The organism is Bifidobacterium sp. M0399 (assembly GCF_016100595.1).
In the GTDB taxonomy this organism is placed as follows: Bacteria; Actinomycetota; Actinomycetes; order Actinomycetales; family Bifidobacteriaceae; genus Bombiscardovia; species Bombiscardovia polysaccharolytica.
The window spans coordinates 358062-373184 of record NZ_JACFSD010000001.1 but is presented as its reverse complement, the minus strand read 5'-3'; the positions used below and the strand labels follow the sequence as shown (position 1 = coordinate 373184).

Below are 15123 nucleotides of genomic sequence, written 5' to 3'. Positions count from 1 at the left end.
AATATCCCGATATAATGCACCAATCCTACACTTCGATATAGCCCATTCAGGTCGCTCGTGTCCGAACCGCGCCTCAGCGGCCGGTCGAGCCGAATCCGCTATCCGAACGCGCCGAGCCAGGCAGGCGTTCAGCAGGCACGAAACGGGCCTGCACGTAACGCTGGATGACCAGCTGGGCGATGCGCTCCCCAGGCTCGAAGTGGACCGACTCATGAGGATCCAGGTTGATCAACGGCACCTTGATCTCGCCCCGGTACCCAGCATCAATCGTCCCCGGCGCGTTGAGCACGGTCACCCCCATTTTCACTGCCAGCCCCGAGCGCGGGTGAACCAGGCCGACGTACCCGTTGGGCAGGGCCAAGGCCACTCCCGTGGGAACTAGCGCCCGCTGGAAGGGGGCCAGATCCACAGCCATCCTGGTTCGTAGATCGGCCCCGGCATCGCCGGGCATGGCGTATTCCGGCACGTCGGCCCCGCCCAAGGACTTGAACAGGACCTCGACCGTTTCGGGCTCGTTGTAGGACTCGTCATAGGCCATCAGGCGGCGCACTCCTTGCAAACGGGCTTGCCGTCGGGGGTGGTGTAGGCCAGTTGGCTCCGGTGCTTGACCAGGAAGCAGTTGGAGCAGATGAATTCATCGCCCTGCATGGGGATGACGGTCACCGAAGAATCCTCATTGCTTAAGTCGGCGCCAGGAAGCTCGTAGTCCTCGGCGATGGCGTTCTCGTCGTCGTCCAGATCGGCCCCGGCATCCTGGCCGCTTTTGCCGAGCTCCTGCAGGGATTCCTCGTCTTCATCCTTGTCTCGCGGGGTATCGTAATCTTGTGCCATCGTGTACCCTTTCCTTGTTCGACCAGTCACCTCGTATACCGGTCATTCCACACGATATGTACTGCGCATAGGATACACGATTTCAAAAGCACGTAAAATACCAACCGTAGGGCACAATGGAAATACCTGAGGCCGTGTAAAGGAACCGTAAGAGGATAGGGGCGTGCATGTCTGAGAATGGGACCAGGATGGCCAGCTTTGACCATGTCGACGACAGGGGCGATCTGGTCTTCGTCTGTGACCACCGGCACTTCGCCGTACGGGTCGACGATGCGCTTGATCGCGCCATTCTTGAGGCCAAGCAGGTCAAGGAGGAAGAGGATGTGGATCCCCAGACCGGCAAGTCCAAGCCCCTGCCTGTCTCGGCCATCCAGGCGGCTGTGCGTGCCGGCGCCCGCCCCGAGCAGGTGGCACAACAATACGCTGTCAACGAAGCGCTGGTACGGCGTTTCGCGGCCCCGGTGGAGACCGAAAAGAAGTATGCCATAGAGCAGTTCCTGACCATGCCGGCGCCCAAAGGGTCGGGCGGGCGAAATTATCAGGAACTGATCGGCAAGGTGCTGGCCCGTGCCGGGGTCAGCCTGGCACAGGTTTCCTGGCAGGCCACCAGACGAGGGTACGAACCCTGGAACATCAACGGCGTTTTTACGCTGGACAAGCGGATTTTCAACGCCCGCTGGGCCTGGAACATGCATGACAACACTGTGACCTGCCTGAACAGGGCAGCCAGGATGCTGCTGGATGATTCCGCAGACGACCATGGCCAGGATCGGCCCGATTTGGACCAGGGCACAGCCGAAGAGATCGATGACCAGACTGACAGGCGCCCTCCAAGCCAGGACGATGCCTTTGCCCAAATAGAGGACGAGGAAGAGGACCATGGATCGGGCGACCAGGAGAACGGGGAGCGTCAGGCGGCGCTCACCGCCTGGCTCTATGGCAAACCCAAGGAAGGCCAGGAGCGGACAGCCGGGCGAGAACCCAACCACCTCAGTGCCGAGCTGACTGAGGACCCCGACACGGCTGAGCATCCCCCAATCAGGGACACCGAGTCCACCATGGTCCTGCCTGTTCAGAGCCATGGGCAGAGCCAGGCTGACCAGGAGCAGCTCCAGCAGCCGGATCAAGGCGATGATGCCAGTCAGGACGGTCAGGAGGACGAACCCAAGGAGGGTCGCCGGAGCAAACGCGCCAAAAAGCACTCCGGACGGTCGGCCGTACCCAGCTGGGACGAAATCCTCTTCGGCAAGTAGCTGTAGGGTTCTATCCCCAGCAGTCAGACCAGATCGATCAGGCAGGGAATCTGCGTCTCCAGACGGGTCCAGGAGCCATGGACGCCAGGCAGTCTGGTCGCTGCATCAGTCTGATCAGCCGAATTCACCAGGGTGACCCGGTCACTGGCCAGAACCAGAAGGTCACCGATCATGGGGCGAATCCGAACGTCCACCGGGCCGAAGATTCCCCTTTCGATGGCCTGATCCCGGGTCAGCACCCAGGCCCGCTCCCCCAGACGCTCCCGCCAACGGGCGGCCACGACCTTGGGATCCGCCCTCTGGTCCAGATAGAGCATGACGGCCCTGGGCTCGCCGCCAACCAGTCGCACTTCCCGGTTCAATTCCGGGTCTTGAGCGATGTCAATGCGCTGATCCGGATCAGCTTCGACCATGCCATGATCGGCTACGATAACCGTCAGCGTCCCGGCTGGCAGGCGGCGATGAAGCTCAGCCAGCTGTGCATCGGTCGCTTCGAGAGCGGCCACCCATTCTTCGCCCTCCCAACCGCTGTGGTGGCCCACCTTGTCCACATCGCGGATGTAGAGGTAGGTCAGCCCTGGCTGGCGGGCAGCCTGGCAGGCGGCCAGGAGACGCTGACGGGAGTGGTTGTGGGCCAGGTACTCTCCGCCGCGCAGAGCCGCACGGGTCAGGGCGGAGTCGCGAAAACGCGGCAGGCCCGAAGATGTCACGCGGACCCCTTGCGCCTGGAGGGTCTCGAAGACAGTTGGACGGCGCTGCAGGCACTCGGGGTCCTGGGCGCCTCTGAACTGGATCATCTGACCAAGCTGGCCGGTGTCGGGGTTCAGCTGTGTGTAGCCGGTCATACCGGTCAGTCCAGGGCTGGTCCCAGTGCCGAAGACCCCCATGGCCGCCACCGTAGTCGAGGGCAGGCTGGTATAGAGGGGACGCTGGTTGATGGGTTCGGACAGCAGCGAGCGCAGGTAGGGCACATGGCCCTGACGGCTGACCAGGTTCCAGAATCCCAGACCATCCACAAGGACGACGACAACCGACCGGGCATCAGGCAGCCCCAGGGCCTCCTGGAGGGCCTTGGCAGACGGATGAACGTCAGTGGCCACAGGCACTCCCAGACATGCGCTCAGGGCGGGCAGGACAGCGGACAGATGCCGAGGTCCGCCAACATGATTGTCCCCCGCCTGGTCCCCGTATTGGATAGGCAGACTCGGCTCCAGCAGTTCCTTCATGTCAGGTGTATCCAGACCCATACCTTCCATTCAAGCACGGTCAGACCCCAGGCCGACACCGGACCCAGCAGGCACGCTTTGGCGGACCGTCCGGTTATCATAAGGCGGAACGTGAAGGAGCAGGAGCTGGAGCATGGCAACTCATCGCAGGAGCAAGGCGGCGGGGTACGACCCCCGGCAGGTCAAGGAGCACATCGTCGAAACCCCTCTGAACGAGGAGATGAGCAAGTCCTTCCTGGAATACGCCTACTCGGTCATCTACGCCAGGGCCCTGCCCGATGCCCGTGACGGACTCAAGCCGGTCCAGCGACGGATCATCTACCAGATGGGCCAGATGAACCTCAACCCGGACCGCCCATACATGAAGTCCGCCAGGGCCGTGGGCGAGGTCATGGGCAAGCTGCATCCCCATGGCGACTCCTCCATATACGAGGCAATGGTCCGCCTGGCACAGCCCTTCGCCATGCGCCTGCCTCTGGTCGACGGCCACGGCAACTTCGGATCCTTGGACGACGGACCGGCGGCCTCCCGTTACACCGAGGCCAGGCTGGCCCCGGCGGCTCTGGGCATGAACGCCGACATCGACCAGGACACGGTGGACTTCTCCCCCAACTACGACAACAAGCTCAAGGAGCCCCAGGTCCTGCCCTCGGCCATCCCCAACCTGCTGGTCAACGGAGCCTCGGGCATCGCCGTTGGCATGGCCACCAATATGATCACCCACAACCTGGGCGAGGTGGTGGCCGCCGCCAAATATCTGATGGCCCACCCGGACGCAGGGCTGGATGAACTCATGCGCTATGTACCCGGTCCGGATTTGCCCGGAGGCGGGATCATCGTAGGGCGGGACGGCATCCGCAAGGCCTACGAGCACGGCCGGGGGGCCTTTGTGACCAGGTCCGTCACCCACTTGGAAAACGTGACCGCCCGAAAGAAGGCCATCGTGGTCACTGAGCTGCCCTTCATGGTGGGCCCTGAGCGGGTTCTGGAGCGCATCTCCGAGGGGGTGCGCAACCACAAGCTGGAGGGCATCTCCAGCGCCATCGATCTGACCGACAGGCACAACGGGACCCGCCTGGTCATCGAGATCAAGACGGGATTCGACCCAGGCAAGGTCCTAGGCAAGCTCTTCAAGTACACGCCCCTGGAGGACTCTTTCACCATCAACAACGTGGCCTTGGTCCATGGACGACCCAGAACCATGGGGCTCAAGGAGCTGCTGGAGGTCTGGGTGGAGCACCGGCGGACGGTCATCCACCGTCGCAGCGAGTTCCGCCGCAAGAAGGCCCTGGAGCGTCTGCACCTGGTCGAAGGGCTCCTGCTGGCCTTGGTCGACATCGACGAGGTCATCCAGGTCATCCGCAGTTCGGACGACGCGGATGCGGCTAAGACCAAGCTGATGGCGGTCTTCGACCTGGATCAGACCCAGGCCCAGTATATTCTCGACCTGCGGCTGCGGCGGCTGACCAAGATGAGCAGGATTGAGCTGGAGGGCGAGCGCGACGACCTCAAGAAGCAGCTGGAGGAACTGGAGCGGATTCTGGACTCCTCGGCCGAGCTGGACCGGGTGGTCATCCAGGAGATGGATCAGGCGGTGGCCCAGTGGGGCACACCCAGGCGCACGGTCATCCTGGACCAGGAGCCATCCGGAGATCTGGCCCCTGTGCAGTCGGCAGCCAGTGATCAGCAGACTGCTCAACAGACCACCAGTAAGGCCAGTGCTGGCCGAAAGGCTGCACTGGCGGTCAACGGAGGAACCAGCCGCAGCGAAGATGGTGGCGATCTGCACATGGAGGACAAGCCCTGCACGGTCATGATGAGCGCCACCGGACTGCTGGCACGCAGCACTCCAGGCGCCCTGGATGCATGGCGGTCCCGGCCACGCAACCAGGACCGGGGGCATGACGACCAGATCATAGCCATATTCGCCACCACCACCCTGGCCACATACGGCCTGGTCACCACAGCTGGACGGCTGATCACCGCTCCTGTGGCCGACCTGCCGCTGATCCCGGCCACCGCCAACCCCAACCTGAGCGGAGGCATCGTGGCCGACGAGCTCCTGAGCGGAACGGCCAGCACCGAACCCCAGGCCGACGAGCACGCCGTCACCGTCATCAATATGACCGACTCCCGGCCTCTGGCCCTAGGCACACGCCTGGGCAAGGTCAAGCGCTGGAACCGCGAGTCGCCGACCACCATGGACTCCTGGTCGGTCATCGACCTCAAGGATGACGACCAGGTGGTCTTCGCAGCCCCCTGCCAGGACGGGGACCGCATGGTCCTTATCTCTTCGGATGCCAGCCTGCTGACCTTCACCGGGGACAAAGTCCGACCCCAGGGCCGCAATGCAACAGGCATGGCGGGCATACGTCTGGCCCAGGGCTGCCAGGTCGCCACCTTCGCGGTCGTACCGGCAGGGGAGATCGGCTGGACCTACCAGGAGACCGGCGAGGATGGCATGAGCACCCAGGCCGGGGCCGTGGTCCTGACCGTGGCCGGCGACTCCGAGGCCCTGCCAGGCACCGAGAATGGATCGGCCAAGCTGACGCCGCTGGAAATGTATCCGGTCAAGGGCCGTGGCACGGGCGGCGTGCGCTCCCAGCGCTTCCTCAAAGGTCAGGACACCCTGCTGCTGGCCCGGGTGGGCTCCTGGCCCCTGCATGCCAGCACTGCTGCCGGATCGCCGGTCGAACTGCCCGACGTGGACATGCGACGGGATGCCTCCGGCCAGGAACTGGCAGCACCTATCGCCTTCGTGGCATGAGGACGCTCAGCAAAGGCTCAGTAGAGGGCCATGCCGCCCGGCCCGGCCGTGAATCCGGCAGCGGACATGGCCATGCCCACCGGTTCGCGCATAGTCAGGGGTCGGCCATTGGCATCACTGAAGAGAATGCGTCCCTGCCCACCCCGCCTCAGCCATGAGGCCAGCTGGGCGAAGGCGGCCTCCAACAATCCACGGTCCGGCTTGCCGAAGACCAGCAGATGATGACCCTTGGGTGCCGCATAGACCAGGGCACGGCCTCGATTCTGCACCATGAGGTTCCCCATGCGCCGAATGGGCCGACCGCTGCCATCCCCCGATGTGGTTGGCCAGGCAAGAGCCGTGCCATAGAGGTTGGCTGGATCGGTCACGTCCATGACCACGGGTTCGGGGGGCCGCTGCTCGGAATCATCGTTAGCGCGCTCATCCTCTTGGAAGCCTCTGAGCTGGTCAATCACCTCCCGGGGGGCGAACTGGGCGCCGCCGAAACCGTCAACGATGACTCCGCGCGTCAGCTGGCCGGCCTCCTCCATGCGTCTGCAGACCTGATAGAGGGCCGAGAATCCGCCAGGGAGGGACCGCACTTCAGACAGTACCGGAGCCAGGAGCCCATAACGGTCCAGGATGGCTTGCTCCTCGTGGACCAGGCGGACGGTCCGCTGCCGGTCAGCGTACTGGCTACTACCTCTAAGCTCATCGCTTGAATCATCCTTGTGAGTCCCTGACGCACCTCCCGCTGCTCCGCGCTCATCCGCAACCAGAGTCCAGAACCCCTCCGTAGCCGCTGACAGCGCTGATGATCCGGCTGTCCGCGTCAAGGCCGAACGACCCAAGGGCCTGCCGCGTCCACGCAATCCATGAGGCAAACGGCGGGTCCTACCTGAGGTCTGTGGGCCTGACCCTCGGACAAGGCGCCGTACTGGAGCCAAGGAGGCGTTGGTGACCATTCCACGCCTGACCAGCCACCAGAGCGACCGGGCCAGAGCCTCCTGGTCGGGGGTCTCAGAATCAGTGGAATCAATGTCACTTCTGCCCCGATCGGCGCAGGCTCGCAGAAGCCGATCGAAGCGGTAGGCTCCGCCATCAGCCAGAACACCCAGCAAGGTCTCTTCCAGATCGCCCGCGTTGCCCGAGTTGCTCGACTTGTCGGCCTCATCCGTGACCGGTAAAGAACCGGCAGCTTGTGCTGGCAGCTCCTCATCTAGGTCCTCAGCCAGATAAAAGGTCATGGCGCCCAGAGGCCCCTCACCCTGTTCGGAACCCACCCAGACCACCTGGCCCGCGGCCAGCAGATCGTCCATCAATGCGGGACCATAATCACGCACCCTGGCCGGGAAGATGGCCGATTCCCAGAGCGCAGGCGGAAGAGCCAGCCCTTCCAGTTGCCCGACTACCTCCAGTAGCCCCTCAGTGCCCATCAGAGGTTCCTGACCGAGGGGTGCCAGACCCTGCCGATGAAGAAGAAAGTCGCTGTAAACATGACCGGGAACGGGGCTGGCAGCCTTGCTGGCCTTGGCCAGGGACCTCGAGCGCAGTCGACGGAAGACCTCGGGATCCAGCCATCCTCGACGGGGTTCGCCTCCCTCCCATCCGGGCTCACCATAGGCACTCAGGTCAGGACGGGGGAAGACCCCGGTCATGAGTAGCTCGCGTGCGACCATGGAACGCAGTCTGTCCTCCAAGAGGGCACTGCCCAGGCCCAGGTGGCCAGCCAGGTCCTCGGTGGTGAACGGCCCATGGACTGCAGCGTATTGCCTGACCAGCTGGTCGAAGGCCTCGCCGTCTGATTCCTTTGTTGGCTGAGGGGATGGCTGGATGCCTGGGCCCAGGACCGCCGTAAGCCGCCCCGCCTGACCAGCCCATACCCAGCAGTCGCGAGCGCCTAGCCTGATCTGTACCACCCTGTGTTGGGCCTTCAGCTCTTCCAAAATGACTAGAACCTGTGCCTCCGTCGCCGGTTCGTCCTCCTGCCCGCGCATGCGCCGACGAATCCCCGCCAAATCCATGGGGCCCAGGATACGCAGCAGGTCGGCCAGTCCTTCGACCCCCTTGGCCTGGGTCCTGGGCGAAAGCCGCTGCAAATCAGCGGTCACCTGGTCTACTGTCTCCTGGTCCAGAAGGTCGGCTATGTCCACCTGGCCGACCATCTGCTCCAGCAGGTCGGAGTCGATGGCCAGCATAGCGGCATCGCGCTCGGCCTTGGGCATGTCGTACTGGTACATGAAGGTACCCAGGTAGCCGAAGAGCAGCCCTGAGGCCATGGGCGAGGGGGTCTTGGTAGAGGCCGGGACCAGACGGACGTTCCCCTGCTCCAGGTCGGCCATCAGCTCGCGCAGGACAGGCATGTCATAGACGTCCTGCAGGCACTCGCGCATGGTCTCCAGAACCAGGGGGAAGTCATCCTCCTTCAGGGCTGCGTCCAGCAGACGGGAGGCCCGTAGACGCTGCTGCCAGAGCGGAACCCTGCGGCCGGGCTCCATCCTGGGCATGTAGAGCGAGCGGGCTGCGCACTGGCGGAAGCGGGCTTGGAAGAGCGCAGAGCCAACCAGATGCCGTCGAACCTCGCGTTCCACCTGATCGGGAGTGAATCCGAATATTCGCTGATCTTCCAGGAAGGCATCCGTGTCTGGAATCTGCACGACAATGCCGTCCTCGCCTGCCCAGACGGATCCGTCGTAGCCGCGCTCGCGGGAGAGCCGTGCGGTGATGGCCAAAGCCCAGGGCTCGTTGACCCTGCGTCCGTATGGCGAATGGAGGACCAGCCTCAGGTCGCCCTCCTCGTTGGGGCAACGCTCGACCACCAGATGCCGGTCGTCGGGCACCTGGCCCGTAGAGGCCTGCTGCTCGGCCAGAAAGGCGGCCAAATTGTTGATAGCAGGACGGTCCAGGCCGTCCTCCAACAGACGAGAGCAGACAGCTTGAGTGAAGCCCGGCCGACCGGAGGCGGTCTGGACCGCCGGTATCAGACCCTGGGACAGTTCCCTGGCAAGCTTGCCGAGGCGACGGCCGAAGGCAGGGTCACGTCCAGTGCCTTCACCATGCCAGAAGGGCAGTCTGGCTGAGCGTCCCGGAGCGGGTACCACCACCACACGATCGCGGGTAATCTGCTGAATTCTCCAAGAGGTGGTACCTAGGGTGATCACATCTCCCTTTCGGGACTCATAGACCATCTCCTCGTCCAGCTCTCCTACTCGACGGGGTTTGCCGCCGGCGGCCTCTGAAGGCATGACCACACTGTAGGAGCCACGGTCGGGAATGGTGCCTCCGGAGGTAACCGCCAGGCGTTGCGCGCCGGGGCGGGCTGTCAATGTGCCGGCCTGGTGATCCCAGACCAGGATGGGGCGGAAGGCGGTGAAGTCCTGTGAGGTGTAGGCGCCGCTGAGCATGCCCAGCACCGCCCGATAGACTTGCTGGTCCAAGTGGGCGAAGGGTGCAGCCCGTCTGACTGTGGCAAGCCAGTCCTGCTCCTTGAGTGGCCCCATGGCAGCTGCGGCCACCGTCTGCTGAGCCAGAACATCCAAAGGACTGCTGGGCATGATGGTGGGTTCGATATCGGCTTGGACCATGCTTTCCATGCTGGCCGTGCACTCCAGGATCTGCTCACGAGTCAGGGGGAAAAGCCTGGCTTGCGACACCCGTCCCACCTGATGGTCGGCCCGGCCCACCCTCTGCAGCCCCGAGGCGGTCGACAGCGGGGCATTGACCTGGATGACCAGATCGACCGAGCCCATATCGATGCCCAGCTCCAGGCTGGAGGTGGCTACCACGCACCGCAGCCTGCCGGCCTTGAGGTCGTCCTCAACCTGGCGGCGGCGCTCCTTGGACACCGAACCATGGTGGGCCATGGCAATGGGTTGGTCGACACTCAGGCCGGAAGTCCTATCGGAAGTGGACCCAGTGGCCGAATCGTAGTGGGCGGGCTCCCTGTCCTGCCCAGCCCTGCCGGTGGACTCAACTGTTTCATGGGATAAACCTGGCTGGTCGTGATTCAAGGCCTGCAGATCTGACTGATGCAGGTCGTTCAACCGGGCGGTCAGGCGCTCGGCGAGGCCCCGTGAGTTGACGAAGACCAGGGTGGTGTGGTGGGACAGGACCTGGTCCAGAATGGCCCGTTCGACGGCAGGCCAGATGGATCCGCTTCTTTGGTCGCCATCCTGCCCATCCTGGCCCAATTGGCCGGGCGGCGCAGCCAGATCGCCCATGTCCTCCAGGGGTTCGATAAGCCGTAGGTCCATGGCTGTGGACGACTTGGGCTGAATCAGGCTGACGGGACGGCTGCCTCCCAGAAAACGGGCCACTTGCTCGGGCGGCCGGACCGTAGCCGACAGACCTATCCGCTGCACTGGCCGTCCGACCAGGTCGTCCAGCCGCTCCAGGCTCAGCGCCAGATGAGCCCCGCGCTTGTTGCCCGCCAAAACGTGGATTTCGTCCACAATAACGGTCTGGACGTTCTTCAGTGTGCTGGCCGTCTTTGAGGTCAGCATCAGATAGAGCGATTCGGGGGTGGTGACAAGAATATCCGGAGGATGAGCAGCCAGAGCCCTACGGCCGCGGGCATCGGTGTCCCCAGTGCGGATGCCCGTCCGGACCTTGGGCACTTTTCGTCCCTGTCTGGCGAAGCGCTCGGCAATGCCGTCCAGCGGATTCTGCAGGTTGCGGGCCACGTCCGTCCCCAGGGCCTTCATGGGCGAGACGTAGAGCACAGCGACACCTGGTTCCCGAGAGCGCCGAGGCCTGGTCACGAGCTCGTCAATGGCCCAAAGAAAGGCAGCCAGAGTTTTGCCTGAACCGGTGGGCGAGATGATCAGCGCATTGCCGCCCGAGCGGATGGCCGGCCAGGCTTGTACCTGGGTCGGCGTGGGACCTTCGGGAAAGGCCTGACGGAACCAGTCCGCCGTCTGCGGGGAGAAATTACCCAAGGGATCGTCCATATGCGTCACGCTCCTCTCCCCGTCCTTTTGGACATTCCTGAAGGTCAATCAGGTATCGATCTTGCTCCGGTCGAAGTCGTCGGCATTGTCCACGATGAACTGCTTGCGGGGCGGTACGTCGTCGCCCATGAGCAGGGGGAAGATGCCGGCCGCCTGAGCGGCATCCTCCATGCGGATACGGCGCAGCATGCGGGTCCTGGGGTCCATGGTGGTGTCAGCCAGCTGGTCGGCGTCCATCTCACCCAGACCCTTGTAGCGCTGCACATCGGGATTGTAGTCGATGTGCTTGGCCTGCAGGTCGGCCAGCTTGCCTTCCAGCTCATCGTCCGAATAGGTGTAGATGAACTTCCCCTTGTTCTTGCCTGCAAGAGCGATTCGATGCAGGGGCGGCACGGCTGCATAGACCCGCCCGTTCTCGATCAGGGGCCGCATGTAACGGTAGAAGAGGGTCAGCAACAGGATGCGGATGTGTGCGCCGTCAACATCGGCGTCGGTCATCATGATGACCTTGTTGTAGCGGGCCTGGTCGATGTCGAAGCTGGCTCCCGAGCCAGCACCAACCACCTGGATAATGGAGGCGCACTCCTTGTTGGTCAGCATCTGGGACAGGGATGCCTTCTGCACGTTGAGGATTTTACCGCGGATGGGCAGCAGTGCCTGGAACATGGAGTTTCGGGCGGCCTTGGCCGTACCCAGAGCGGAGTCGCCCTCGACGATGAACAGCTCAGCAATGTCGTCGTTGCCAGGCATGGAATCCGAGAGCTTGGAGGGCATGGAAGCTGACTCCAGGGCGTTCTTGCGCCTGGTGACCTCCTTGGTCTTGCGTGCCTGGACGCGGGCGTGCATCTCGCCGACGATCTTCTCCAGTACTTGGCCGGACTGCTCCTTGAAGCCGCGCTTGGAGCCACTGATCATTTGGCCGAACTGATCGTCGGTCATTCGGGTGACGATGGGTTTGACCTGGGCTGTACCCAACACATCCTTGGTCTGGCCCTGGAACTGCGGCTCGGCGATGCGTACCGTGACCACGGCCACCAGCCCAGCCAAGACATCGTCGCGCTCCACCTTAGTGTGAGAGTCCTTGAGGTTGACCTTGAGGCGGCGGGCATTGGCCTCCACGGCCTTGCGCACCTGACGGGTCACGGCGTTCATGAACCCGTCCACGTGCATGCCTCCGCCGGGTGTCTCCACCACATTGACGAAGCTACGGACGACTGAATCGTAGTCATTGACCCAGCGCAGGGCGATATCCACCCCGCAGACACGTTCCACCTGCTCGGCATGCAGCTCGCCGTCCGAACCCACTCGCTGGGTCTCCTCCTGGTAGGTGTCCTGCCCACTGATCCGCCAGATGTCGCTGACCGGCTCACCCTTGGACAGGAAGTCAACAAAGTCCGTCACCCCACCGGTGTGAAGGAACTCCTCCACTCGCTGATGGCCGGACTCGTCCTCCGGCTGCAGCATCAGCCGGTCGGCCAGCTCAGTGGCCGAAAGATTGGCGTCATCCCTCTCATGATCCGATCCGTCGGAATCAGAGCCATCTGAATGTCCGACCGAGGTTAGTGCAGCATCTGCCTGCGTGTCCTCGGCACGTTCGTCTCCGGCACCTTTTTCAGAAATGTCGCCGTTGTCAGACGATTCACGAAGGTTCTCATGAATGTCCTGATCGTCCTGGACCGGAGCGGGGTCGCCGTCAACCTCCAGGCGCAGGTCCTGTTCGGCGCTTCCTGTAGCCGGAATGCGGTCGTCAATCACGGTGATCTTGAGGCCGGGCACCAGGAAGCTGGTCTGACGCACCCGGTCAATCAGCTGGGCGTAGCTGAACCGGGCCGTAGTGTTGAAGATTTCTGGGTCAGCCCAGTAACGCACCCTGGTGCCGGTGCGGGACTTGGGCACGCTGCCCACTACCTCCAGGGGCGTAGGCCGGTTCTTCCTGGTGCGTTTAAAGGGCGAGTCAGGCGATGGATGCTCCGAATCTGGGTCCTGGTAGGTGCCAGGATGACCCTGGTGGAACCGCATCCGATGGGTCTTGCCATCCCTGTCCACCTCCACGTCCAGTCGGGAGCTCAGGGCGTTGACCACCGAAGAGCCCACTCCGTGCAGGCCGCCCACAGCCGTGTATGAAGAGTTACCGAACTTGGCGCCGGCGTGGAGCTTGGTCAGGACCACCTCCACGCCGGTCAGCCCTGTCCGAGGTTCAATATCGACAGGGATGCCTCGGCCGTTGTCGTCAACCTCGATAGAGCCGTCCCGGTGCAGGATGACCTTGATGTGGTCGCACTGGCCGGCCAGGGCCTCGTCCACGGCATTGTCGATGATCTCCCAAAGGCAATGCATGAGCCCCTGGCTGTCCGTGGTCCCGATGTACATGCCTGGACGCTTACGTACTGCATCCAAGCCATCCAGGACCGTCAGACTGCCGGCACCATAGGACTTTCCCTTATCAGGCTTTTTCGCCACCATTTACCTCGCCGTTCACCTCATGGCGCCCAGGAGGATACAGCTCCTCACATGGGCCGTCGCTTACGCACCGATGACCATTTCTAGCAAGGAGGCCTCGACAGTGTCAGAGTCTCCCCACCGGGCGTAGAGGTCACTGATCCAGGAAGTCCCGCAGGGTCTGCGAGCGCGAAGGATGCCGCAGCTTGGACATGGTTTTGGACTCGATCTGGCGGATGCGCTCACGGGTGACCCCGTAGACACGGCCGATGTCGTCCAGGGTCTTGGGCTGCCCATCCTCCAGGCCATAGCGCATTTTAATGACACCGGCCTCGCGGGGGCTCAGGGTCTCAAGCACCTGCTGGAACTGTTCCTGCAACAGGGAGAAGGCCACAGCATCCGAGGGGGCAATGGCATCTGTGTCCTCGATCAGATCGCCGAACTCCGAGTCGCCGTCCTCACCCAGAGGGGTGTGCAGGGAGATGGGCTCACGCCCATACTTCTGGACTTCCTGAACCTTCTCGACAGGCATGTCCAGCTCCCGCGCCAGCTCGTCGGGGGTGGGCTCGCGGCCCAGGTCCTGCAACATCTGACGCTGAACGCGGGAAAGCTTGTTGATGACTTCGACCATGTGGACGGGCACGCGGATGGTTCGGGCCTGGTCGGCCATAGCACGGGTGATGGCCTGGCGGATCCACCAGGTGGCGTATGTGGAGAACTTGTAGCCCTTGGTATAGTCGAACTTCTCCACAGCGCGGATCAGACCCAGGTTGCCTTCCTGGATCAGATCCAGGAAGAGCATGCCCCTGCCGGTGTAACGCTTGGCCAGGGAGACCACCAGTCGCAGATTGGCCTCCAGCAGATGATCCTTGGCCTTCTTCCCGTCATTGGCAGCCCACTTGAGCTCGCGGCGGCGCTTGAAGTCCATGCCCTCGCCCTCGGTGTCCAGCAGATGCTGGGCATAGAGGCCGGCCTCGATACGCTCTGAAAGGTCCACCTCCTGCTCGGCGTTCAGCAGGCTGACTCGGCCAATCTGCTTGAGGTAGTCCTTGACAGGATCGGCAGTGGCGCCAGCGGTGACCACACGACGCTTGGGGTTGCCTGAGGGGGTAACATTCTCGTCGTCATCAGAATCGTCGACAACGAAGGCACCCTTGACCTTGGCAGCGAGGGCATGAGCGGCCTTGCGGTCCTCCTCGGCCTCATCCTCGACCTGGGAGGCCTCATCCTCCTCCTGATCGTCCTCGTCGGGTTCGTCCTCCAGCTGATCCTCGCCCTTGTCCAGCTGGTCGTCCTCCTGGTCCTCTAGCAGGTCCTCGTCGGGCTCTTGCTCCTCCTGCTGCAGGACAGGCTCCTCTTTGACCTTCTTCGTGGTCTTGGAGGCCGAGCGGTGGTTCATCTTGGTAGCCGAAGTGCCGGCAGTGGCGGTCTTGCGGGCTGTGGTCTTGCGGGACGCCTTGCTGCTGGTCTTGGACCTGGTGGCGGTCTTGGTCTTGCCGGCGGTTGAACTGGTCCGGCCCTTTCCGGTATCCACTGTGGCTGTCTTGGCTGACTTGGTGTCCTTCGTGGCCAAATTCTCCTCCTGGATCATCCCACCCGCCGACACTGCTTTTAAGGCACAGCTATGGCAAGGTCAAATCGTAGACTCACTAAGTGAACCACCCCAGGGGGACGATTAT

At 63.2% G+C, this 15123-nt stretch carries 8 protein-coding genes; 2 read left to right on the top strand and 6 right to left on the bottom strand.

The window, feature by feature from the left end; translation table 11 throughout:
* Positions 1-73 precede the first annotated feature (73 nt).
* On the bottom strand, positions 74-538 hold the full coding sequence (dut, locus tag H3V09_RS01300) for a dUTP diphosphatase (RefSeq protein ID WP_046322794.1): 465 nt from the start codon (positions 536-538) through the stop codon (positions 74-76).
* Entirely contained in the window at positions 538-831 is a 294-nt protein-coding gene (locus tag H3V09_RS01295) for a DUF4193 domain-containing protein (protein ID WP_024627827.1), read from the bottom strand. The genes dut and H3V09_RS01295 overlap by 1 nt, the downstream gene beginning before the upstream one ends.
* A 167-nt stretch (positions 832-998) precedes the next feature.
* On the opposite strand from H3V09_RS01295, the gene sepH reads away from it, so the two are divergent.
* Positions 999-2084: a septation protein SepH gene (sepH, locus tag H3V09_RS01290; protein WP_198190682.1), complete on the top strand. Its 1086-nt coding sequence runs from the start codon at positions 999-1001 to the stop codon at positions 2082-2084.
* A gap of 23 nt (positions 2085-2107) precedes the next feature.
* Here the strand turns inward: sepH and H3V09_RS01285 are convergent, their stop codons facing one another.
* Entirely contained in the window at positions 2108-3331 is a 1224-nt protein-coding gene (locus H3V09_RS01285) for an alkaline phosphatase family protein (RefSeq protein ID WP_198190681.1), read from the bottom strand.
* 112 nt (positions 3332-3443) lie between these two features.
* Between H3V09_RS01285 and H3V09_RS01280 the strand changes: the two genes are divergently transcribed.
* The gene (locus H3V09_RS01280; RefSeq protein ID WP_198190680.1) at positions 3444-6077 is read left to right on the top strand and encodes a DNA gyrase/topoisomerase IV subunit A; all 2634 of its coding nucleotides are present in this window, start codon (positions 3444-3446) and stop codon (positions 6075-6077) included.
* Positions 6078-6094: 17 nt separating this feature from the next.
* Here H3V09_RS01280 and H3V09_RS01275 read toward each other — a convergent pair whose 3' ends face one another.
* From H3V09_RS01275 to H3V09_RS01265, 3 genes are all read right to left on the bottom strand, one after another.
* Positions 6095-11005: an ATP-dependent helicase gene (locus H3V09_RS01275; protein WP_198190679.1), complete on the bottom strand. Its 4911-nt coding sequence runs from the start codon at positions 11003-11005 to the stop codon at positions 6095-6097.
* A gap of 48 nt (positions 11006-11053) precedes the next feature.
* Positions 11054-13468: a DNA gyrase/topoisomerase IV subunit B gene (locus H3V09_RS01270; RefSeq protein WP_198190678.1), complete on the bottom strand. Its 2415-nt coding sequence runs from the start codon at positions 13466-13468 to the stop codon at positions 11054-11056.
* 130 nt (positions 13469-13598) lie between these two features.
* Positions 13599-15017 carry an RNA polymerase sigma factor gene (locus H3V09_RS01265; protein ID WP_046323728.1) on the bottom strand — a complete coding sequence of 473 codons (1419 nt, stop codon included), beginning with the start codon at positions 15015-15017 and terminating at the stop codon, positions 13599-13601.
* Between the last annotated feature and the right edge of the window lie 106 nt (positions 15018-15123).